This is a genomic window from Bartonella sp. AP40SXNS (assembly GCF_042195825.1).
Taxonomy (GTDB): domain Bacteria; phylum Pseudomonadota; class Alphaproteobacteria; order Rhizobiales; family Rhizobiaceae; genus Bartonella.
The window spans coordinates 14629-37900 of the sequence record NZ_JBHIPB010000002.1 but is presented as its reverse complement, the minus strand read 5'-3'; the positions used below and the strand labels follow the sequence as shown (position 1 = coordinate 37900).

The window sequence follows — 23272 nt, the reverse complement described above, 5'->3', positions numbered from 1 at the left end:
GCTGGAAAAATCATTATAAATTGCTTATCACCATAAGCCCATGGCACGTTATGTTTTTATTACTGGTGGTGTGGTTTCTTCCCTTGGAAAAGGCATCGCAGCAGCGGCGTTAGCAGCGTTATTACAGGCTCGTGGCTATCGCGTACGTCTTCGCAAACTTGATCCTTATTTAAATGTTGATCCAGGTACGATGTCACCTTATCAACATGGTGAAGTATTTGTGACCGATGATGGTGCAGAAACGGATCTTGATCTTGGTCATTATGAGCGTTTTACTGGGCGTTCTGCAAATAGCCAAGATAATATTACAACAGGGCGTATTTATCGCAATATCATTGAACGAGAGCGGCGTGGTGATTATTTGGGGGCAACAGTCCAAGTTATTCCTCATGTTACAGATGAAATTAAGCGATTCATTACGATGGGAAATGAAGAATTTGATTTTGTTTTGTGTGAGATAGGTGGAACGGTTGGTGATATTGAAGCAATGCCTTTTCTAGAAGCGATTCGTCAGCTTCGCAATGAGCTACCGAGACAAAATGTCGTTTATGTCCATCTCACATTAATGCCTTATATTCCTTCGGCAGGTGAATTAAAAACGAAACCAACACAACATTCTGTCAAAGAATTGCAAGCAGTTGGTATTTCTCCTGATATTTTGCTTGTACGTGCAGATCGATCTATTCCAGAAACAGAACGATGCAAATTATCACTTTTTTGCAATGTTCGCTCCAATGCAGTCATTCAGGCATTAGATATGCCAACAATTTATGATGTTCCTATGGCATACCATAAGGAGGGTTTGGACTCTGAAGTTCTTTGCGCTTTTGGAATCGATTCGGCTCCTTCCCCCAAGATGGATCGTTGGGAAGATATTACGCATCGCATTCACCATCCTGAAGGAGAAGTTACGATTGCTGTTGTAGGAAAATATACGGGCTTAAAGGATGCTTATAAATCCCTTATCGAAGCGATTGCGCATGGTGGTTTAGCGAATAAAGTGAAGGTTAATATTGAGTGGATTGATTCGGAACTTTTTGAAAAAGAAGATTCTGTTTCAGCTTTACAAAAAGCCCATGGAATTTTGGTTCCAGGTGCTTTTGGGGCACGAGGGTCTGAAGGGAAGATTCGAGCAATTCAATTTGCACGAGAGCGTAAAGTTCCATTTTTAGGAATTTGTTTTGGAATGCAATTAGCTTGTATAGAAGCTGCACGCAATATTGCACAGATTGAGAATGCTTCATCAAGTGAATTTTGCGAAACAGACAATCCAATTGTAGGTTTAATGACAGAATGGCTTAAAGGAGACGTTCTTGAAAAACGTACAAGAAATGGTGCTCTCGGCGGTTCAATGCGCCTTGGTGCTTTTGCTGCTGAATTAAAGGAAGAGAGTCATATTGCTCAAATTTATGGGATGACCAAGATTGTCGAGCGACATCGTCATCGTTATGAGGTCAATATTGATTATAAGGATAAGTTAGAACAGTGTGGTTTGATTTTTTCTGGGATGTCTCCTGATGGTATTTTACCAGAAACGATAGAATATGTAGATCATCCATGGTTTATTGGTGTTCAATATCATCCAGAATTAAAATCTCGTCCTTTTGATCCACATCCGCTTTTTTCTTCTTTTATTGAAGCCGCTGTAGAACAAAGTCGATTAGTTTAATGCATAAATTTGGTTACTTTGCTTTTGAGGGATAAAATGACTAAACCAAATGCCCGTGTGAAAGTTGGAAATATGATTTTTTCAAATGAAATGCCTCTTTCATTAATTGCAGGGCCGTGTCAGATGGAAAGTCGAGATCATGCTTTTGAAATGGCTGGTCGTATTAAAACAATTACCGATCAGCTTGGTATCAGGTTTGTTTATAAATCAAGTTACGATAAAGCCAACAGAACCTCTTTGAGTGCGGCACGCGGCATTGGTCTTGAAAAAGCAATGGCTATTTTTTCTGATTTAAAAAAAGAGTTTGATTGTCCCATATTAACTGATGTGCATACAGAAGAGCAATGTACAATTGTTTCTTCTACAGTTGATATTTTACAAATACCGGCTTTTTTATGTCGTCAAACAGATCTTTTGGTAGCAGCCGCTAAAACAGAATGTGTTATTAACATTAAAAAAGGTCAGTTTTTAGCGCCGTGGGACATGGAGAATGTTTTAAAAAAGGTTGTTTACAGTGGTAATCCGAATGTTATGCTTTGTGAGCGAGGCACGTCATTTGGTTATAACCGACTTGTTTCTGATATGCGTTCGTTGCCTATTTTACGTTCATTTGGAGCTCCTGTTATTTTTGATGCAACACATTCTGTTCAAGAGCCGGGTGGTCATGGTTCTTCATCTGGTGGACAGCGTCAATTTGTTGAAATTTTAGCGCGTGCGGCTGTTTCTGTTGGGGTCGCAGGTATTTTTTTAGAAACGCATCAAGATCCAGATAATGCGCCTTCTGATGGACCCAATATGATTAAAGTTGATGATTTACAAAGATTGCTTGAGACTTTAATGGAATTTGATTATCTGTCAAAGAAACTGAATTGAGAAGAAAAAGTATTTCATTAATAGGTTGTTAGAAATGAATCGCGACTTTTATCGGATAAGGAAATACATATGACTATAATTGTCGATATCATTGGACGTGAAGTTCTTGATAGCCGTGGTAATCCAACGGTAGAAGTTGATGTTCATTTGGAAAATGGTGCGTTTGGTCGTGCTATGGTTCCTTCGGGAGCTTCAACAGGAGCACACGAGGCTATAGAACTTCGTGATGGTGGTTTGCGCTATCAAGGAAAAGGTGTTGAAAAAGCAGTTGCTGCAGTCAATGGCGAAATTCTTGAAGAACTTGGTGGTCGGGATGCAACAAATCAAATCGCTATTGATCAAGCCATGATTGCTTTGGATGGAACGCCAAACAAAGCCCGTCTTGGTGCCAATGCACTTCTTGGTGTTTCATTAGCTGTTGCAAAAGCAGCTGCGGCTTCATTAAATTTACCTTTGTATCGTTATATTGGGGGTACACAAGCGCATATTCTTCCAACACCTATGATGAACATTATTAATGGTGGCGTTCATGCTGATAACTTGATTGATTTTCAAGAGTTTATGATTATTCCTATAGGAGCGCCTACTGTTCGAGAAGCAATTCGTTATGGTGCTGAAATTTTTCATGCGTTGAAAAAGCGTTTAAAGGGTGCAGGTTATAATACCAATGTTGGTGATGAAGGTGGTTTTGCACCTCAATTTAAAAGCGCTGATCAAGCAATTGATTTTATTATGGAATCTATCATGATATGTGGTTATAAACCAGGTGAACAAATTGCCATTGGTTTAGACTGTGCTTCAACCGAATTTTATAAAAATGGCTCGTATTTTTATAAAGGTGAGGGAAAATGCCGTGACACCCAAGAGCAGGTAGAGTATTTAGCGCAGCTTGTGAAAAATTATCCTATTATTACAATTGAAGATGGAATGGCAGAGGATGATTGGGAAGGTTGGAAGCTACTCACGGATACAATTGGAGAAAGATGTCAGCTTGTTGGTGATGATTTGTTTGTAACGAATTCAGCACGTTTGCGTGATGGTATCAAAATGGGGGTAGGCAATTCTATTCTCATAAAAGTTAATCAAATTGGTACATTGAGTGAAACACTTGATGCTGTAGAAGTAGCACATAAAGCAGGTTATCGTGCCATTATATCTCATCGTTCAGGCGAGACAGAGGATTCTTTCATTGCAGATCTTTCGGTTGCAACGAATTGTGGACAAATTAAAACAGGTTCTCTTGCACGTTCGGATAGATTAGCAAAATACAATCAACTTATTCGTATTGAAGAAATGCTAGGAGCTCAAGCGCATTATGCTGGTGATTTATATCGTGTATAGTTGTGAGCAAAAAATATGAAAGTATAAGATCATTTAGATTATGAAATTGAGATTTCTTATCAAAGGCATATGCATAGTAATTTTATAGGTATTTAAATTTATAGGGATTAAGATGAGAGGTGTGATTATTACTCAAGATCAAGGAATGTATCTCGTTTCTGGTGATGACGGTAAGCGTTATCAGTTTGCGACTTGGGATTGGTTGGGAAAGAAACCACCAAGGATTGGTGATACTGTTGATTTTGTCTATGAAGGCGGTGTGGTCAGTTCTGTTTTTCCGTTGTTGAGATCAAGTACAGAGAACTCAAAGATAATGTTCGCACTTCTTTGTTGGGTTGCAGGTATCTTTGGTGTTCATCGCTTTATGGTTGGGAGAGTTAGGACAGGTGCTTTAATGCTGATTCTATCTTTATCATTTTTTGGATTGATAATTACCGGAATTTGGGCAGTTGTTGATTTTATAGTCATTCTTGGTGGAAGATTTACGGATAAAGATGGGAATCAAATTACAGATTTTTAAAAATCTTATAATAAAAAGGAGGTAATCTAGCCCGCTTTTTATTTTTATCAATATATTAAGTTCATAATAGCTCTGCGTTATTGTATTACATGTATTTAATGTAAAATATTAAAAGGCTATGCACAGTTGAACGAAAATATTGAAAAAACTGTGCTATTTTTATAGGTAAAACAAAAGCGCAAATCAATTACAGCGTAATTTGGGTTGCTGTTTATAGAAGCGGGAAATATTAGATTATTGGGGGCCTAACTATTTCAATTATACATTTATCATGTTTTTTATGCGTTTTATTTATACCGTGAGGTTAATCTGCATATTATCGAATTAGAAATAATCTCTTTATGAATAACACATGAGGAGCAGCTTTATAGGTGGGCAAGGATGAAGGGTAAAATTATTGGTCAAGATCAAGGAGATTATTTCGTTTCAGGAGCTGACGGTAAGCGCTATCAATTTACGAGTTGGGATTGGTTAGGAAAAAAAACACCAAAGGTAGGGGATACCGTTGATTTTGTATATGAAGATAATGTTGTTAAATCTGTTCTCCCTCTTTTGAGTAAATCGCAGTCAGAAAAATCAAGATTGGCGATAGCACTTGTTTGTTGGTTTTTTGGTTTATTGGGAATTCATCGCTTTATGGCTGGTAAAGTTGGGACAGGCATTGTAATGCTTCTTATAACGATAACAGGTGTAGGATTGCTCGTTACTATACCGTGGTCATTCATTGATTTTATAGTTATTTTATCCGGATATTTTAGGGATGAAAATGGGGATAAAATTATAAATTGGTAGAAATTTTAGAATAATATAAAATGTAAAGAGCTAGAAACTTTCTTTACTTTTAATGTTGTCAATATATTAATTTAATAATGTAAATTATTTTAGGCTATGTCTTTAAATGTGAAATATTAAAGAAAATTATGAATATTTAAATAAAACTATTGAAAAAGACTATACTATTTCATATGAAAAAAGCAAAAGTGCAAATCGAACAGCGTACTTACCACTTATAATTGCGGGAATTTTAAGTTGTTGGGGGATTTTAAGCTTTTTAAATTGTCATATATCACGGTGAATACAGACTGTATTCATGCTGTGAGGTTTATTCAACATATTATCATATTAGAAGAAAAGCTTCTTTATGAATAACAATTTTATAGGTGGTGAAGATGAAAGGTAAGATTATTGGTCATGATCAAGGAGATTATTTCATTTCAGGGGCTGATGGTAAGCGCTATCAGTTTGCGAATTGGGATTGGTCAGGAAAAACGCCGCCGAAAATTGGTGACGTCGTTGATTTTGTGTGTGAAGGGGATACCATTAAATCTATTTTCCCTATCTTGACTGAAGGTCAGTCACAGCAATCAAAAGTGACGTTAGCGGTCGTTTGTTTTTTTCTAGGTGGACTAGGAATTCATCGTTTTATGGTTGGTAAAGTTGGAACTGGCATTGCAATACTTCTTATAAATATAATAAGTGTAATAAGTATAATAAGTGTAATATTTATGCCGGTAGGGCTTATAGGAATTTTTTTGATAATTACACCTTGGGTATTGATTGATTTTATAGTCATTTTAACAGGAAGTTTTAAGGACAAAGATGGGTGTAAAATCACAACTTAGAGGATATCCAATATTTATAATATAAAAAGTGGGTTATTCAGCTTACTTTAATTGTTTTGAGGGGGGGTAAATTGGTGATAAAAAATTGTTTACGTTTCTAGATTGAGTAATGAGGTGTTAATCAAAATCGTGCATAGTTGAGCTGAGTATTGAGGAATTTGTGCTGTAAAGACTGTGCTATTTTATGTGGACAAAGCAGAAACGTCGATCAATCAAAGTACGCTTTGTACTACCTCTTATGACGGTGGGAGTCTTAAGCTATTTCAGTTATCACATTTATCATGGTGAGTATGGATTGTATTCACGCAGTGAAGTTAATCAGCATATTAGTGAATTAGAAAAGGAGCTTCATAAAATAGAAGCTGAGCGGATATTCATGGAAAAGCGTATTTCTCTTTTACGCAACGGGCATATAGAAAAAGATATGTTGGATGAGTATGTCCGAAAGAATTTGAACTTCTCTAAGCCAAATGAACTGACAATCTTAATACCTTGAAATTGATACTAAAGGTAAATGAAAAATCGCTTAATTTAGACAACAATCAGCAATGATATTGTTTAAGCCGGTTGATAAGGCTTGTAACTTTTGTTCGTAAAGGTTATTCCTAGATAATCATAAAAGGGAGTTTAATATGGCAGAACGACTTAAAAAAAATTCTGCGTCGGTAGCGCACACTGTATTATCAAGCACTACAAAGAAAGCACCAATAGCCTCTTTTACAAAAGAGGAAGAAATTGTTGCCTATCGTGAAATGCTTTTAATTCGCCGTTTTGAAGAAAAAGCAGGACAACTTTACGGTATGGGGCTTATTGGGGGGTTTTGTCATCTTTATATTGGACAGGAAGCCGTTGTTGTTGGAACATTGAAAGCGGCAAAAGAAGGTGATCAGGTTATTACGTCTTACCGTGATCATGGACATATGTTAGCGGTTGGGATGAGTCCGCGTGGTGTTATGGCAGAATTAACGGGGCGCCAAGGGGGCTTTTCCAAAGGGAAAGGTGGCTCGATGCATATGTTCTCTAAAGAAAAAAACTTTTATGGGGGACATGGTATTGTTGGGGCACAGGTTCCCATTGGTTCAGGCTTGGCATTTTCGAATCAATATCTTGATAAAGATAATGTGACATTGGTTTATTTTGGTGATGGTGCTGCAAATCAGGGGCAGGTTTACGAGAGTTTTAATATGGCTTCACTTTGGAAGCTGCCTGTTGTTTATATTATTGAAAATAATCAGTATGCTATGGGAACGTCCGTTTCACGTGCATCTGCAGAAACTGATTTTTCCCGTCGTGGTCTTTCTTTTGAAATTCCAGGTATTGTTGTTGACGGTATGGATGTTCGATCCGTAAAAGGAGCTGCTGATGAAGCAATTTCTTGGGCACGCTCAGGTAAAGGGCCGATCATTCTTGATATGCAAACCTATCGCTATCGTGGTCATTCCATGTCTGATCCAGCGAAATATCGTTCAAAGGAAGAAGTCCAAAAAATAAAAGAGGAACACGATCCGATTGATCAAGTAAAAAGTCGGATTCTTAAAAAAAATTGGGCGAGCGAGGACGATTTAAAATCTATTGAGAAAGAGGTCCGTGCAATTGTTGCTGATGCGGTAGATTTTGCACAAAGTGATCAAGAGCCAGATGCTTCTGAGCTCTATACTGATATTTTAGTTTGATGCGAGGGAAGCAAGTATGTCTATTGATATTTTGATGCCGGCGCTTTCACCAACTATGGAAGAAGGTAAACTGTCTAAATGGCTCAAGAAAGAAGGTGATAAGGTTAGCTCTGGCGATGTTATTGCTGAAATTGAAACGGATAAGGCTACAATGGAAGTAGAGTCCGTTGATGAAGGTACTCTTGGTAAAATTTTTGTGCCTGAAGGTTCAGAAGGCGTAAGGGTTAACACTGTTATCGCAATTTTGTTAGAAGAAGGTGAGCGTGCTGAGGATATTTCGCAACCTACTGATACAGCACAAAAACCTAAGGAATCTTCTCTTTCTCTGCCTTTATCAGTTCCGCAGGCTGCTCCTACTTTTGATACATCTCTTAATTTTGATATTCCAGCGGGAACACAAATGGTTACAATGACAGTTCGTGAAGCGCTTAATCAGGCTTTGGCTGAAGAAATGCGGCGTGATGAAACAGTTTTTCTTATGGGGGAAGAAGTTGCGCAATATCAAGGTGCCTATAAGGTTAGTCAAGGTTTGTTAGAAGAATTCGGAGAACGCCGAGTTATTGATACCCCAATTACAGAGCACGGCTTTGCTGGGCTGGCTGTCGGGGCTGCTTTTGGTGGGTTACGTCCTATTGTCGAGTTTATGACCTTTAATTTTGCGATGCAGGCGATGGACCAAATTATTAACTCAGCAGCCAAAACACGTTATATGTCTGGTGGACAAATGACCGCTCCTATGGTTTTCCGAGGTCCCAATGGCGCGGCTGCCCGTGTTGGTGCTCAACATTCTCAATGTTATGCTGCATGGTATAGTCATGTACCCGGTCTGAAAGTTGTCATGCCTTATAGTGCTGCAGATGCAAAAGGTTTGCTGAAATCTGCTATTCGTGATGATAATCCTGTTATTTTCCTTGAAAATGAGATTTTGTATGGGCATCAATTTGATGTTCCTCAACTGGATGATTTTCTTTTGCCTATTGGTAAGGCACGTATTCATAAGTCTGGACAAGATGTGACGATTGTTGCATGTGGAATTGGGATGCATTATGCTGTTCAAGCGTTACCAGAAATTGAAAAACTTGGTATTGATGTTGAATTGATTGATTTACGAACCATTCGCCCGATGGATCTTCCAACAATTCTTTCGTCAGTTAAAAAAACAGGTCGTTTGGTAACAATTGAAGAGGGATTTCCTCAGTCATCTGTGGGAACTGAAATAGCAACCCGTGTTATGCAGCAGGCTTTTGACTATCTTGATGCGCCAATTGCTACGATTTCTGGTAAAGATGTTCCGATGCCTTATGCCGCTAATCTTGAGAAGTTGGCTTTGCCTAATACTGCTGAAATTATTGAGGCCGTTAAGGCTGTGACATACAGAGCATAACGGAGGAAAGCATAATGCCCATTAAAATTACAATGCCAGCGCTTTCCCCTACGATGGAAGAGGGAAATTTAACAAAATGGAATATTAAGGAGGGAGATAAGGTTTCCTCTGGTGATGTTATTGCTGAGATTGAGACGGATAAAGCGACGATGGAAGTCGAAGCTGTTGATGAAGGTAGGGTTGCTAAAATTGTTGTTCCTGCTGGAACACAAGGCGTTAAAGTAAATGCTTTAATTGTTGTTTTAGCAGAAGAAGGTGAAGATTTAGCTGAAGCTGCAAAAGTTACAGAAGAAATCTCTTCTTCTACAAGACAAAAACTAGAGGGTATCAAACAGACAGATTCTCTGAAACAGACGGACTCAAAGGGAATAAAAATGTCTCATGAATCATCAACTGGGCAATTAATACAGCAAGATAAAAAGGGAGCTCGTCTTTTTGCTTCTCCCTTAGCGCGGCGATTAGCATCTCAGGCAGGTCTTGATTTATCCCTTATTTCTGGGAGTGGGCCGCATGGGCGTATTATTAAGCGTGATGTAGAAAAAGTTATGAGCGGTGATATTTCTAAGATTTCTTATTCGTCACAGACAGGAGAGCCAGTAGCCGCAGGTGCTTCTGAGAAACAGATATTGAAACTCTTCAAAGAGGATGAATATGTCTTCACACCCCATAATAATATGCGTAAAACAATCGCGACACGTTTGGTGGAATCAAAACAGAAAGTCCCACATTTTTATGTAACGGTAGATTGTGAACTTGATGCGCTATTAGCGCTGCGTACACAATTGAATGTTGCTGCACCAATGGTTAAGATGCAGGAAGAAGCTAAGCCTACTTATAAGATTTCTGTTAATGATATGGTGATCAAAGCTGTTGCACTTTCTTTGAAAGCGGTTCCTGATGCGAATGTCTCTTGGCTTGAAGGTGGAATGCTTCATCATAAACATTGTGATGTTGGGGTTGCTGTTTCTATTCCCAATGGATTAATTACGCCGATTATTCGCCATGCAGAGGAAAAGCCGTTATCGCTTATTTCCAAAGAGATGAAGGATTTTGCAAAGCGTGCGCGTGAGGGCAAGTTAAAAATGGAAGAATATCAGGGTGGAACAACAGCTGTATCCAATATGGGGATGTATGGTGTGAAAAGTTTTTCTGCTATTCTTAATCCACCGCATGCGACAATTTTTGCGATTGGTGCAGGGGAGCAACGTGCTGTTGTTAAAAATGGTGCTTTAGCCATTGCGACAGTTATGTCAGTTACAATTTCTGCGGATCATCGTGCTGTCGATGGTGCTTTAGCAGCAGAGCTCGCGCGGACTTTTAAGAAGATGATTGAAAATCCATTAGCAATGTTGGTTTGAACTGTTTAACAGTTCTTCACGTAAATTGTGAGAGAGTGTATTTAAGAGAATAAAAACAAATTTAAAGAGTTTGAAGAGCAGAGGTATTGCTGTTTCTAGTTTGGGTAAAGCATTTATAGAAAGCTTAGAGTATAAAGACATAAGATAATTCTGTTATGTTCATTTTCATTTTTAAGTTCAAAAAATGCATATCCATTTTATATATATCCATGGAGGAATTACTGTGGCAAATCTTTATGATGTAATTGTGATTGGATCAGGTCCAGGCGGATATGTAACCGCAATTCGTGCAGCGCAATGTGGCTTTAAGACTGCGATTGTTGAACGTGAACATTTGGGAGGGATTTGTTTAAATTGGGGATGTATTCCAACAAAGGCTCTTTTACGTTCAGCGGAAATGAAACATTTTGCTGAACATGCAAAAGATTATGGACTAAAAATTAATGGTTCAATTGAGGCAAACATCAAAAATGTTGTGGCACGTTCACGCGGTGTTTCAGCACGTTTAAATGCTGGTGTTGCTTTTTTAATGAAAAAAAATAAAATTGATATTATCTGGGGTGAAGCAAAGCTTACTAAAGAAGCAAAGGGAAGCCAGCTTGCGGAAATTATGGTTTCTTCATCCTCCAAACCGGTTATGCAACCACAAAATCCAGTCCCTAAAGGGACCTTGGGAGAGGGAACTTACCAAGCAAAGCATATCATTATTGCAACGGGTGCACGTCCTCGTGTCCTTCCTGGTATTGAGCCAGATGGAAATCTCATTTGGACTTATTTTGAAGCTATGATACCGCCAGAAATGCCAAAATCGCTTTTGGTCATAGGGTCTGGGGCTATAGGCATTGAATTTGCCTCTTTTTATCATGATATGGGAGCGACAGTCACTGTTGTTGAAATAATGCCCCACATCATGCCTGCTGAAGATATTGAAATTTCAACATTTGCTTGTAAACAATTAGAGAAAAAAGGTTTACGTGTTCTTCGTCAAGCAAAAGTAACAAGGGTTGAAAAATCTTCCGATTCTGTAACTGTACATATTGATATTCAAGGTAAAAATGAGACAATGACTGTTGATCGGTTGATTTCTGCTGTTGGGGTGCAGGGTAATATTGAGAATCTTGGATTAGAAGCTTTGGGAATAAAAACCGATCGTGGGTGTATTGTAACTGATGAATGGAGTTGGACAGGAGTTTCGGGTATTTATGCTATCGGTGATGTGGCAGGTCCTCCTATGTTAGCCCATAAAGCAGAAGAAGAAGGCGTAATATGTATTGAACATCTTGCTGGTTTAAAGAATGTTCATCCGCTTGATAAGAAAAAAATTCCAGGATGCACCTATTGCACACCGCAAGTTGCTTCTGTAGGGCTTTCAGAAGCGACAGCAAAAGAAGCAGGGTATGATATACGTATTGGTCGTTATTCTTTTTCCGCGAATGGCAAAGCGATTGCTCTGGGTGAAGATCAAGGGTTAGTAAAAACAATTTTTGATAAAAAAACAGGACAGCTTCTTGGGGCCCATATGGTAGGAGCTGAGGTAACAGAATTAATACAGGGGTTTGTCATTGCCATGAATCTTGAAACAACAGAGGAAGAATTAATGCATACTGTTTTTCCACATCCGACTTTATCGGAAATGATGAAAGAAAGTGTATTGGATGCTTATGATCAAGTTTTAAACGCTTGATGATTAGATTGTATGAAAGATTTTAAATTTTTCATTGCTCCTTCGTATTTATAAGGCAAAGGCTTAAATGGTTACGGTTGTTGATAGAGTTACGAATAGACGTTTGCGCCATCCTGAAAAGGCGCATCGTCCGGATACAAGCGTTCAAAAAAAGCCGGATTGGATTCGTGTAAAAGCGCCAACATCACCAATTTATAAGGAAACACATGGTATTGTACGTACGCATAAGTTAGTGACTGTATGTGAAGAAGCTGGTTGCCCTAATATTGGCGAATGTTGGAGCCAGAGGCATGCTAGCTTTATGATTTTAGGTGAAATATGTACGCGTGCTTGTGCTTTTTGTAACGTTGCAACAGGTATTCCACTTGCCGTTGATCATAATGAGCCAGAACGTGTTGCTGATGCTGTTGCACGGATGGAATTAAAACATGTTGTCATTACATCTGTTGATCGTGATGATCTTGCTGATGGTGGTGCTGAGCATTTTGCAAAAGTTATTTATGCGATTCGTCAAAAAACTCCTAAAACAACAATTGAAGTTCTTACACCTGATTTTCGTCATAAGGATGGCGCTTTAGAAGTTGTTGTTGCTGCTAAGCCTGATGTTTTTAATCATAACTTAGAAACAGTTCCTTCTAAATATTTGAAAGTCCGTCCAGGGGCACGTTATTTTCATTCAATTCGTTTATTACAACGTGTTAAAGAACTTGATCCAACAATTTTTACAAAATCGGGAATTATGGTTGGCCTTGGGGAGGAGCGAAATGAAGTTTTGCAATTGATGGATGATTTGCGCGCTGCTGATGTTGACTTTATGACAATTGGACAATATTTGCAGCCTACACGAAAACATCATCCAGTTGTTCGTTTTGTGCCTCCTGAAGAATTTGAGTCTTTTGCCAAGATTGGTAAAGTAAAAGGATTTTTACATATGGCCTCCAATCCTCTAACGCGTTCATCTCATCATGCAGGAGATGATTTTGCCATTTTGCAAAAAGCGCGTGATGAAAAATTTTCCTTACAGAGATAATTATGCCGATTTTTACAATACATCGGCAGATCACCCATAGTGCCAGTGAAATGTTTGATCTGGTTTCAGATATTGAGCGTTATCCTGAATTTTTACCAATGTGTGAGTCTTTAATAATACGTTCTCGAAAAGAATATGGAAAAAAAATATTGCTTCTTGCGGATATGACCGTTGGTTATAAGATTATTCGTGAAACTTTTACGACTCAAGTATTTCTTCAGCCGGAAAAAAGTCTTATAGAAGTTAAATATATTGATGGTCCATTCAAATATCTTGAAAATCGTTGGGCTTTTCATGATATTGAAAATACCAATGCATGTAATGTAGAGTTTTTTATTGATTATGAATTTAAAAGTAAAACGCTTGGATTAGTGATGGGCTCAATGTTTGATATTGCGTTTCGTAAATTTACCGAGGCTTTTGAGAAGCGTGCGCATCAGATTTATGGCTCTACGGTAACATAGTCTATTCTGTTATTTTTTAACAATACGTATTGCTTAAACAGCGTGAAGGTGAAAACGGGTTTCCATCTTTACTATTTGTTTTTAATTCAGCTTTCAAAAGCATATTGAAGGAATATCATTTTAAATGATGAAGATGATGCACAGCTTCATGCTTTTGTTTTTCTCTTTTTTAATGGATGCACACTCGTTAAACGAAACGCCCAAATAGAACATGCTTGCGTCATACCCATTTCATAATAGTGCTCATAATAAATAGTATAGATTCTCGTAAAAGTATATAAAATCTACATCTGTACACTTATGAAGAAGTCCTCCTGCATCATTTATTTGCTATCTCTCAAGATGTTGCGCGCCAGCTCTTAGCACTTGAGAGAAGTACAAGTGTCTCTTTCTTTAATTATTTTATTTATATAGTTTTTTCTCTTGTGGCGTGTAAGTGAATAAATTTGATTAATTCAACCTACACAGGACTAAAGTGAGATAACTTTACGCTATTGAGATCTTTCATTTTCAAGTTGTGATACAATAAAATTTTTTCAAGATATTGACGATTATAGACTCGATGGCGAATAAAGAATTTTGAAATTAATATGGGGAATTCAGTGAAGCAATTCCAGAATCATTTTAAAAGCATTTTCAACAGTTGCATGGCGGATAGCATTGCGATTAAGATGAGAAAAGTGCATTTCTTTGTGCAGGGGGGAGTGGTTTTTATAAGCTACTGCGCAATGCACAAGTCCTACAGGTTTATCAAAACTTGCACCTCCTGGACCAGCAATTCCTGTTACAGAAACTGCAATGTCAGCTTGTGAATGTTTTAATCCGCCTTCAGCCATTGCAAGAGCAACTTCTTTTGAAACGGCACCATAGGTTCTTATAAGTTCAGCACAAACGCCAACAAGGCGTGTTTTGGATTCATTTGAATAAACAACAAATCCACAATCGAGAACATCTGACGATCCTGCAATATTTGTGAGGCTTGCAGCAATGAGTCCTCCTGTACAAGACTCTACAGTTGTTAACAGCAAACCTTTTTGGCGAAAGGTATTAAGGACTTCATGTGCGTGTTTTTCACAAAGATATGTCATTGGGGAATTTCTCCTGAATAAAGGACGCTCGCTGTTGCAAGAGCAGCAATTCCCTCACCACGACCAATAAATCCAAGTCGTTCATTTGTTGTTGCTTTGATAGAGATTCGATCAGGTGTTATTGCAAGTATTGTCATAAGATTTTCTGTCATGGCATGACGATAGGGACCAATTTTAGGATTTTCAGCGATAATTGTGATATCAACATTGGCAATACGACCACCTGCTTGTTTTATAATATCAAGAGCATGACGGAGAAAAATTTCTGATGATACATTTTTCCATTGAGGATCAGAGGGAGGAAAATGTGTACCGATATCTCCAGCACCTTGAGTTGCAAGAAGGGCATCTGTTAATGCATGAAGAGCAACATCCGCATCGGAGTGTCCATTTAATTTTTTATGAAAAGGAATTTTTATACCACATAATATAAGAAAATCACCATCCTCAAAAGAGTGAACATCATAACCATTGCCGGTACGAATATCAGGAAATATTTGCATTTTCTTTTGGAGATATAAATGTGCAGTATTAAAATCTTCATGCCATGTAATTTTTATGTTGTTAGGATCCCCAGGAATGGTACGCATAGGAATTCCAAACCATTCGGCAATTGCAGAATCGTCAGTGAATTCTTGTTTGCAAGCTTGTTTTGCTTGTTTATGAGCCGCTAAGATATGTTCAAAGGGAAAACACTGTGGAGTTTGTGCTCTATAAAGATGGGTACGGGGAATTGTTTCTAAAACATGCTGATTATTTATACGTTTAAGGGTATCAGAGATGGGCAGAACAGGAAGAACACCTTCTTGAGGTGTGATAGTGTTGTGAATGTTATTAAGAAGCTTGTTTTCTATAAAAGGGCGTGCACCATCATGAATATGCACATATTGGGGGGCAAATTTTTTGAGTGCCTGAAGTCCATATAAGGTAGAGATTTGACGTGTATTGCCTCCTTCAACGATAATAAGGCGCTCTTTAAAATCGTCAATAGCTTGTTCACAGATTTGACGATCTTCTGGATGAATAACAAGAATAATTGTTGTGATAGCTGGATGCTGCAAAAAACAACGCAAGGTATGATAAATAATTGGCTTTTGTCCTAGAAGCCGATATTGTTTTGGAATTTTATGGGGAGATCCTGCTCTTTCACCGCGTCCAGCGGCTAATATTATTGCTGCAATAGAAATACTTAATCTCCTTGTATTATAATCTTAGTTTGCTTTTTTGTCATTAATTTTAAAATGATTTTGAAAGGGTGATCGTTGTAGATCAGCCAAGGATATCACTGATAATACCTCAAAAAAAGCATTTAATGCTTTTTGAAGTGCGGTATTTAAACCACAAAAATCAAACAAGGGGCAAGTTGGTTCTGCAGTATCGAAACATTCTGCGAGGGAAAAGTTGTCTTCTGTTACTTTCACAACATCCGCGACTGAAATCTCTGCTGCGGGTTTAGCCAATCTAACTCCACCATTGCGTCCACGCACTGTTTGGATAAAACCTGCTTGAACAAGCAGCTGAAGGATTTTAAATAAAAAAAGCTCTGAAACGGCATATGCTTTAGCAATTTCTGGAACACGACTGAGAGTTCCCTGATTATCTGCACAATACATGAGCATTCGAAGAGCATAATTTGTTTGTTTTGTTAATCGCATCTCATTTCCTTCGTAAAGTATTGTCGAACACAGTCTATTTTAAAGATATTTTGCAAAATGTAGAAGTTTTTTCTCGTTGACTATATTTGCCCTATTGTAAATGTAGTATTAGTATTGTCAATTTTTGCTACAAAAGGTTATATGATAATAATGAGATAAGGGTATGTAAGCTCATGACGAATATAACATCTGTGACGAATCTTCAAGACATAGATAAAAATACTTATAACGATGAGTTGTATCGTTTAAGTAAGGTATATATTTTTTTAGGGATTACAATTATTGTATTGGCTTTACTTACGGCCTCTGTTTCGTTCATTATTCTTATTGGCTTAACTCCTGTTGTTCCCAGTAGAACAGTAACCCTTATTCTTATAGGAATTAATAGTTTTTGGGTTTTAGGGCTTATTGTCATCGTTTTTTATGAGATGATTCCGATCATTCGTGCTTGGCGTTCAAGGCGAGCAGGCTCACGTCTTCATGTCCGCCTTATTTCATTGTTTGCACTTGTTGCAACAATGCCAGCTGTTGCTGTAGCTCTTGTGTCAGGGCCAGCACTGAATTTGGGACTTGATCGATGGTTTGATACAACAACGCGGCAAATTGTGGGCTCTTCTATTGATTTAGCAAATGCTTATGCAGATGAAATGCTTCAAAATTTAAAAAATTTATCCTACGCGATGGCATTTGCACTTGATAACAAAAAACTCTTAGAACGTAATCCAGCTGAATATAGGATGCAATTGACGCGTCATGCTCTAGGACGCAATTTGCGTGGTGCATTTTTGTTAAGTTCTAGCGGAGCTATTTTTGTATCGAGTGCTCTTGGTGATGAAGATAAACTGCCAATTCCTCCTTCTCATCTTATTGAACGTGCAACCAATGCGAGACCTTTTTCTTTTCAACCAGGCGTTCATGATTATTTTGGTATTATTTTAAAGTTTACCAATATTCCAAACACATTTTTATATTTGGTGCGTGACGTTGATAAAGGTGTTTTATCTGCTTTGCGTTTGACAGAAGTTAATACAGATCGTTATCGTGATTTAAATGAAAATCGCCTGCTGACACAGATTGCATTTGGTATGCTTTATTTGTGTCTTTTTTTTAGTTTATTCTTATCAGCCATTTGGGCTGCTATTGCTGTTGCTGATCGCTTAGTACGTCCTATTCGTCTTCTCATTAGTGCTGCCGATGATGTTGCTTCTGGAAATATGGAAATTTTCGTGCCAGTACGAGCAAAAGACGGCGATATTGGGCAATTATCCAAAACTTTTAATTACATGGTCAGTGAATTGAAAAGTCGGCGTAATGAATTGATTGCAGTGCGTGATCAAATTGATGAAAGACGGCGTTTTTCTGAAGCTGTATTATCAGGTGTAACAGCGGGAGTAGCAGGGATAGATGATAATGGTGATATCACCATTATCAATCGGTCTATTGAAGCGATGTTTGATATTCGCTCTGAGCACGTTGTTGGAAAAAGTCTTTTATCTTTAAGTGCTGAAATTTGGCAGGTTTTTCAGTTTGTGCGTTCATTGGATCGGAAAAACCATCGTGAGCAGGTCACTTTAAACGTTGCAGGAAAAGAGCGTGTCTGTAATGTTCAAGTTACGATGGAGGAGGATGATGGACAGGGGCAATCTTGGGTTCTAACAATTGATGATATTACAGACCTTGTTGCAGCGCAACGTACAGCGGCGTGGGCGGATATTGCGCGACGTATTGCACACGAAATTAAAAATCCTCTTACACCTATTCAGTTATCCGCTGAACGTATTCGTAAACGTTATAACAAAGCTATTACACAAGATAGAGAGGTCTTTGAGCGGTGTATTGACACAATTATTCGGCAGGTTGGAGATATTGGGCGTATGGTTGATGAGTTTTCCTCTTTTGCACGTATGCCCAAACCCAAAATGCATATTTTAGATATACGAGAATTGTTGCGCGAAGCATGTTTCTTGATAGAAGTGACGCGACATGATATTCATTTTGAGCAAGATTTAGGAACTCTACCACTTATGGGTGCATTTGATAACCGTCTCATTGTACAGGCTTTTTGCAATGTGATCAAAAACGCGAGCGAATCCATAGATTCAGTTATGCGAGAGGAAAATATTCACGGTCATATTCTTGTCCGTTCTTATCATCAAGAAGAATGGGTGGTTGTGGATGTTGTTGATAACGGAAAAGGACTTCCTAAAGAGCAAAGACAAAAGTTATTAGAACCTTATATAACAACACGGGAGAAAGGAACAGGACTCGGGCTGGCCATTGTGCGCAAAGTTATTGAAGATCACGGTGGTTCCATGGAGCTTCATGATGCACCGGAGAGTTTTTATGAAGGTCGTGGTGCGATGATCCGTTTGATGTTTCCGACGGTTGGGGGTAAGCAGGGTAGTATTATACAAGCTATAAATCATAAGATAGGGGAATAGTATGGTATCAGATATCTTGATTGTTGATGATGAAGCGGATATTCGTGAACTTGTTGCTGGTATTTTGGATGATGAAGGCTATGAAACGCGTGTTGCTTGTAACTCTGATGAAGCATTAGCTCAAATTAGTGAACGTATTCCAAAGCTCATTTTTTTAGATATTTGGTTACAGGGGAGTCGCCTCGATGGTTTAGCACTGCTTGATGAAATTAAAACACACTATCCAGCTCTTCCGGTCGTTATGATCTCTGGTCATGGTAATATTGAGACGGCTGTTTCCGCTATAAAGCGAGGGGCCTATGATTTCATTGAAAAACCTTTTAAAGCTGATAGACTTGTATTGGTTGCAGAGAGAACACTTGAAAATTCAAATTTAAAACGTGAGCTTTTAGAATTGCGAAAACGTTCGAACGAGACATTAGAGTTGCTCGGAAAATCGACAGTTATAAAAAATTTGCGTCAAATCATAGAAAAAGTAGCACCAACCAATAGTCGCATCATGATAACAGGTCCTTCAGGGGCAGGAAAAGAGACTGTTGCACGAACTATTCATGCGCTCTCCACGCGTTCGAATGGGCCATTTGTTACAATAAATGCTGCAACGATTACTCCGGAAAGAATGGAAATAGAGCTGTTTGGCAGCGAAATGGAGGGAAGAGAGCGTAAAATCGGTGCCTTAGAGGAAGCCCATGGCGGAATACTTTATCTTGATGAAATTGCTGATATGCCACGTGAGACTCAAGGTAAGATTCTTAGGGTGTTAACGGGGCAAACATTTGAGAGAGTTGGCGGTACAAAACGTGTTAAAGTAGATGTTCGTATCATTTCTTCGACAGCGCAAAATCTTGAAAACCTCATTTCTGACGGGCGCTTTAGAGAAGATCTTTTCCACCGTCTTTCCGTTGTTCCCATTACTGTTCCGCCCCTTTCTGCTCGTCGTGAAGATATTCCAGAACTTGTCCATCATTTTGTAAAAACAATATCACAGCAGGTTGGGATTAAGCCACGTGAAATCAGTGATGATGTGATTGCTATTTTGCAAACGCATGCTTGGCCGGGTAATGTAAGACAATTACGTAATAATATTGAGCGTCTTCTTATTCTTGTGCGGGATGGGGATGGTCCTATAACAGCGGATTTTCTTCCCAGTGAAGTGAATGATTCTTTGCCACGTCTTCAAATGGATTCGGATGAGAGTATAATGGATTTACCGTTGCGTGAAGCACGAGAATTGTTTGAAAAGAGATATTTAGTGGCGCAGATTGGACGTTTGGGTGGAAATATATCGCGTACTGCTGAATTTATAGGCATGGAGCGTTCAGCTTTGCACCGTAAACTTAAAGCGCTTGGAGTTTCTTAAAGCGATGCGTATTATTATTTGTGGAGCAGGACAGGTTGGTTATGGGATAGCAGAGCGTCTTGCTGCTGAAAATCACGATGTTACTGTTATTGATATTGAAACAAGATTAATTGAAAAGATTCGCGATACATTGGATGTGAGAGGTTTTGTTGGTCACGGTTCACGGCCTGAAGTTCTTTTGGCTGCAGATGCAGACAAAGCTGATATGTTGATTGCTGTCACTTTGTTTGATGAAGTTAATATGGTAGCTTGCCAAGTAGCACATTCATTATTTAATGTGCCCACAAAAATTGCTCGTATTCGCTCACAATCTTATTTAGAACCACGTTATAAGACGCTTTTTTCTAGAGAAAATATTCCTATTGATGTGGTTATTTCGCCAGAAGTTGAAGTTGGGGAAATGGTTTTGCGTCGTATTGCTTTACCTGGTGCAATAGATGTTCTTTATTTTTGTAATGATGATATTGTTGCGTTAGCCTTGGAATGCATGGAAGATTGTCCCGTTATTAATACACCTTTGCGTCAATTAACAGAGCTTTTTCCAGATCTTCAAACAACGGTTACCGCTATTAAACGTGGCTCGGAATTATTGATTGCACATTCAGAAACGCAATTACGTGTCGGTGATATAACCTATCTTGTTGTTGCTCGTGAACAGATGCGTCGTGCTGTTGGGCTTTTTGGTCATAAAGAACAAGATGCCCACCGCATGATTATTGCAGGGGGTGGTCACATTGGCCTTTATGTTGCACAGGCTATTGAAAAGCGTTTCCATAAATTAAAATTGAAGATTATAGAAGCGCATAGAGAAAGAGCCCTCACAATTGCTGATCAGCTTGAAAAAACAACAGTTTTATACGGTAATGTGTTAGATCCAGTGATTCTTCAAGATGCGGGAATTGATCAGTCCGATTTAATGATTACATTAACCAATCAAGATCAGGTTAATCTCTTAAGCGCTATTATTGCTAAAAGATTGGGCTGCAAAGCCAATATGGTATTGATTAATAATGTTGCCTATCAAGAATTTAGTCGTGCTGTTGGTGTGGATGCATATCTTAATCCCCATAGCGTTACAATATCGAGAATTTTGCAACAAATGCGCCGTGGGCGTATTCGTTCTGTTCATTCAGTTTTTAATGGCCGAGCAGAAATTATTGAAGCTGAAGTGATGCAAACATCTTCATTGGTTGGTAAGTCATTATCAGAGCTCAATTTATCAGATGGTTTGAGAATTGGTGCAATTTATCGCAATAAGACAATAATACAGCTTTCGGCAGATACGCGTATTTTATCTGGTGATAGAATAGTGATTTTTGCTCTTGCTGAGTTCGTTCGTGATGTTGAACAACTCTTTCGCGTAAGTTTAGAATATTTTTGATATATTATCTATGGATATTTGTACTTTTTGGTATAGTGGACAATTAAGATTGGTGGATAGGCTTTGTTTGTCCTCAATGGTTAAAACTGGACAGCGCGTTAAGCTTTTTAGTTATGATAAAAAATAGATAATCTGCCTGCTGGTGTTGAGCTGCATGAAGCCGAATCAATTTTACCACGCTCAGCAATTTATCGCCTTGACCCCGATTTTTCTGATGATAAACTATGGTGTACAATTGTTCAGTTCTCGGATTTTTTTCGTGTTATGCTGATGAAATATCAACAAGGTGTCTGGTTAGATACAGATGTTTACCTTGTTAAACAATTTCAGCCAGATACGGAGAAGGTTTGGTTGGCAAGAGAAAATAATATAAGAGTGGGCGTTTCTGCACTTTATTTTCCGCCCGATAACCCTATTACAAAAGTATTTGAGGATTATTGGGCAGGCGCAGAAATTATTCCTCATTGGCTTGGGTTTAAGCGTCGTGTTTGGAGACCGTTCTGGTTAAAGAGGAAAAAAATGCCGATTTTACCAGGAAATCTTGGCATTACGATATTTGGTAATGATGGTATTTCACGATTAGCAAAACGATATGGTTTTTTTCATGAAGCAAAGGAAAAGGAAACTTTTTATTATTGGACTGGGCGAAAGTCTGAATATATCTTTGAACCAGCTTTTGGCGTAAAACCGCTCACCGATTCACGCTTGATAGGATTTCATATTCACAGAAAGACAAAGACGACGCAAAAACCTCAGGAAGGAAGTTTTTACCATTGGGTGGTATCTCGCATTCCTGATATTCATGATTTTTTTAGGTAGAGTTATTATTGCTATTTTAATAATTGGGATTTTAATCTATCCTAAACAGCTTTTGATTGTAGCTTGCACAAGAGAGTAATGTTAACAAATGGATAAAAACATTGAATGTGTAAAGAGCGATTGTTATATGAACGGAAAGTAAAAATATGAGTGATCTAATGAAAACGACATTAAGCCTTGTTCCTATGGTTATTGAACAAACCAATCGTGGTGAACGGGCGTATGATATTTTTTCCCGTCTTTTAAAGGAGCGGATTATTTTTATTAATGGTCCTGTTGAAGATGGTATGGCAATGCTTGTTTGTGCACAATTGCTTTTCTTGGAAGCGGAAAATCCTAAAAAAGAAATTAGTCTTTATATTAATTCTCCAGGTGGTGTTGTGACATCTGGTATGGCTATTTATGATACTATGCAGTTTATTCGTCCTCCTGTTTCTACGCTGTGCATGGGGCAGGCGGCATCTATGGGGTCTTTATTGTTAACAGCTGGAGCAAAGGGGCATCGTTTTACATTGCCAAATGCGCGTATTATGGTGCATCAGCCATCTGGTGGTTTTCAAGGCCAGGCTTCAGATATTGAGCGACATGCACAAGATATTATAAAGATGAAACGGCGCTTAAATGAAATTTATGTTCAACATACAGGTCAAGATTATGAGGTCATTGAAAAAACTCTCGATCGCGATCATTTTATGACAGCAGAAGAAGCTAAAGCGTTTGGCTTAGTTGATGATGTTATACAATATCGTGCAGAAACTGAAAAAGAAGAAAAAGATTAAGAATTTTTATAGAAAAAATAGCTACTTTAAAATAAAGAGTTTTATAAAAATATCGCAAAGTTTAGAGAAACACCTAAAAATATTGAGACATGCATGGTTTTCTATATGTCTTTTAGTTTTCATGATGAAAA

Annotated in this window: 20 protein-coding genes and 1 pseudogene; 18 read left to right on the top strand and 3 right to left on the bottom strand. The window is 38.3% G+C overall.

Annotation, left to right across the window (positions count from 1 at the left end; translation table 11 throughout):
* Positions 1-40: 40 nt before the first annotated feature.
* The 13 genes from ACFILZ_RS01440 (at position 41) to ACFILZ_RS01380 (ending at position 13618) form a co-directional block, all read left to right on the top strand.
* On the top strand, positions 41-1669 hold the full coding sequence (locus ACFILZ_RS01440) for a CTP synthase (RefSeq protein ID WP_375610185.1): 1629 nt from the start codon (positions 41-43) through the stop codon (positions 1667-1669).
* A gap of 36 nt (positions 1670-1705) precedes the next feature.
* Entirely contained in the window at positions 1706-2542 is an 837-nt protein-coding gene (gene kdsA / locus ACFILZ_RS01435; protein ID WP_375610186.1) for a 3-deoxy-8-phosphooctulonate synthase, read from the top strand.
* Positions 2543-2611: 69 nt separating this feature from the next.
* A complete protein-coding gene (gene eno, locus ACFILZ_RS01430; protein WP_375610187.1) occupies positions 2612-3883 on the top strand; it encodes a phosphopyruvate hydratase in 1272 nt (423 codons plus the stop codon).
* A 112-nt stretch (positions 3884-3995) separates the two neighbouring features.
* The gene (locus tag ACFILZ_RS01425; protein ID WP_375610188.1) at positions 3996-4403 is read left to right on the top strand and encodes an NINE protein; all 408 of its coding nucleotides are present in this window, start codon (positions 3996-3998) and stop codon (positions 4401-4403) included.
* Positions 4404-4784: 381 nt separating this feature from the next.
* Positions 4785-5195, top strand: a complete 411-nt coding sequence (locus ACFILZ_RS01420) for a TM2 domain-containing protein (protein WP_375610189.1) — start codon at positions 4785-4787, stop codon at positions 5193-5195.
* A 377-nt stretch (positions 5196-5572) separates the two neighbouring features.
* The gene (locus ACFILZ_RS01415; RefSeq protein WP_375606252.1) at positions 5573-6025 is read left to right on the top strand and encodes a TM2 domain-containing protein; all 453 of its coding nucleotides are present in this window, start codon (positions 5573-5575) and stop codon (positions 6023-6025) included.
* Positions 6026-6209: 184 nt separating this feature from the next.
* Positions 6210-6521 (top strand): septum formation initiator family protein, encoded by a 312-nt coding sequence (locus tag ACFILZ_RS01410; RefSeq protein ID WP_012754998.1) that lies wholly within the window; start codon positions 6210-6212, stop codon positions 6519-6521.
* Between the two features lie 136 nt (positions 6522-6657).
* On the top strand, positions 6658-7698 hold the full coding sequence (gene pdhA, locus ACFILZ_RS01405; protein ID WP_375606251.1) for a pyruvate dehydrogenase (acetyl-transferring) E1 component subunit alpha: 1041 nt from the start codon (positions 6658-6660) through the stop codon (positions 7696-7698).
* Positions 7699-7714: 16 nt separating this feature from the next.
* The gene (locus tag ACFILZ_RS01400; RefSeq protein ID WP_375610190.1) at positions 7715-9082 is read left to right on the top strand and encodes a pyruvate dehydrogenase complex E1 component subunit beta; all 1368 of its coding nucleotides are present in this window, start codon (positions 7715-7717) and stop codon (positions 9080-9082) included.
* Positions 9083-9096: 14 nt separating this feature from the next.
* Positions 9097-10440 carry a pyruvate dehydrogenase complex dihydrolipoamide acetyltransferase gene (locus ACFILZ_RS01395; protein WP_375606249.1) on the top strand — a complete coding sequence of 448 codons (1344 nt, stop codon included), beginning with the start codon at positions 9097-9099 and terminating at the stop codon, positions 10438-10440.
* A gap of 223 nt (positions 10441-10663) precedes the next feature.
* Complete coding sequence (gene lpdA / locus ACFILZ_RS01390; RefSeq protein WP_375610191.1) at positions 10664-12124, top strand: dihydrolipoyl dehydrogenase; 1461 nt, start codon at positions 10664-10666, stop codon at positions 12122-12124.
* Between the two features lie 67 nt (positions 12125-12191).
* Positions 12192-13154, top strand: coding sequence for a lipoyl synthase (lipA, locus tag ACFILZ_RS01385; RefSeq protein ID WP_375606247.1), 963 nt, complete (start codon positions 12192-12194; stop codon positions 13152-13154).
* 2 nt (positions 13155-13156) lie between these two features.
* A complete protein-coding gene (locus tag ACFILZ_RS01380; protein ID WP_273791149.1) occupies positions 13157-13618 on the top strand; it encodes a type II toxin-antitoxin system RatA family toxin in 462 nt (153 codons plus the stop codon).
* 599 nt (positions 13619-14217) lie between these two features.
* Here ACFILZ_RS01380 and ACFILZ_RS01375 read toward each other — a convergent pair.
* The 3 genes from ACFILZ_RS01375 to rirA are packed head-to-tail and all read right to left on the bottom strand — an operon-like array spanning position 14218 to position 16361.
* Entirely contained in the window at positions 14218-14706 is a 489-nt protein-coding gene (locus tag ACFILZ_RS01375; RefSeq protein WP_375610192.1) for a CinA family protein, read from the bottom strand.
* Positions 14703-15893, bottom strand: a complete 1191-nt coding sequence (locus tag ACFILZ_RS01370) for a bifunctional 2-C-methyl-D-erythritol 4-phosphate cytidylyltransferase/2-C-methyl-D-erythritol 2,4-cyclodiphosphate synthase (RefSeq protein WP_375610203.1) — start codon at positions 15891-15893, stop codon at positions 14703-14705. The genes ACFILZ_RS01375 and ACFILZ_RS01370 overlap by 4 nt, the downstream gene beginning before the upstream one ends.
* Before the next feature lie 24 nt (positions 15894-15917).
* On the bottom strand, positions 15918-16361 hold the full coding sequence (gene rirA / locus ACFILZ_RS01365; RefSeq protein WP_375606245.1) for an iron-responsive transcriptional regulator RirA: 444 nt from the start codon (positions 16359-16361) through the stop codon (positions 15918-15920).
* Between the two features lie 173 nt (positions 16362-16534).
* Here rirA and ACFILZ_RS01360 point away from each other — a divergent pair, with 173 nt between their 5' ends.
* The 5 genes and pseudogenes from ACFILZ_RS01360 (at position 16535) to clpP (ending at position 23141) form a co-directional block, all read left to right on the top strand.
* Entirely contained in the window at positions 16535-18802 is a 2268-nt protein-coding gene (locus ACFILZ_RS01360) for an ATP-binding protein (RefSeq protein WP_375610193.1), read from the top strand.
* Position 18803: 1 nt separating this feature from the next.
* Entirely contained in the window at positions 18804-20162 is a 1359-nt protein-coding gene (locus ACFILZ_RS01355; protein WP_375606243.1) for a sigma-54-dependent transcriptional regulator, read from the top strand.
* A gap of 4 nt (positions 20163-20166) precedes the next feature.
* Positions 20167-21543, top strand: a complete 1377-nt coding sequence (gene trkA / locus ACFILZ_RS01350; RefSeq protein ID WP_375606242.1) for a Trk system potassium transporter TrkA — start codon at positions 20167-20169, stop codon at positions 21541-21543.
* A 10-nt stretch (positions 21544-21553) separates the two neighbouring features.
* A pseudogene (locus ACFILZ_RS01345) lies at positions 21554-22362 on the top strand (hypothetical protein).
* A 146-nt stretch (positions 22363-22508) separates the two neighbouring features.
* A complete protein-coding gene (gene clpP, locus ACFILZ_RS01340) occupies positions 22509-23141 on the top strand; it encodes an ATP-dependent Clp endopeptidase proteolytic subunit ClpP (protein WP_375606241.1) in 633 nt (210 codons plus the stop codon).
* Positions 23142-23272 lie beyond the last annotated feature (131 nt).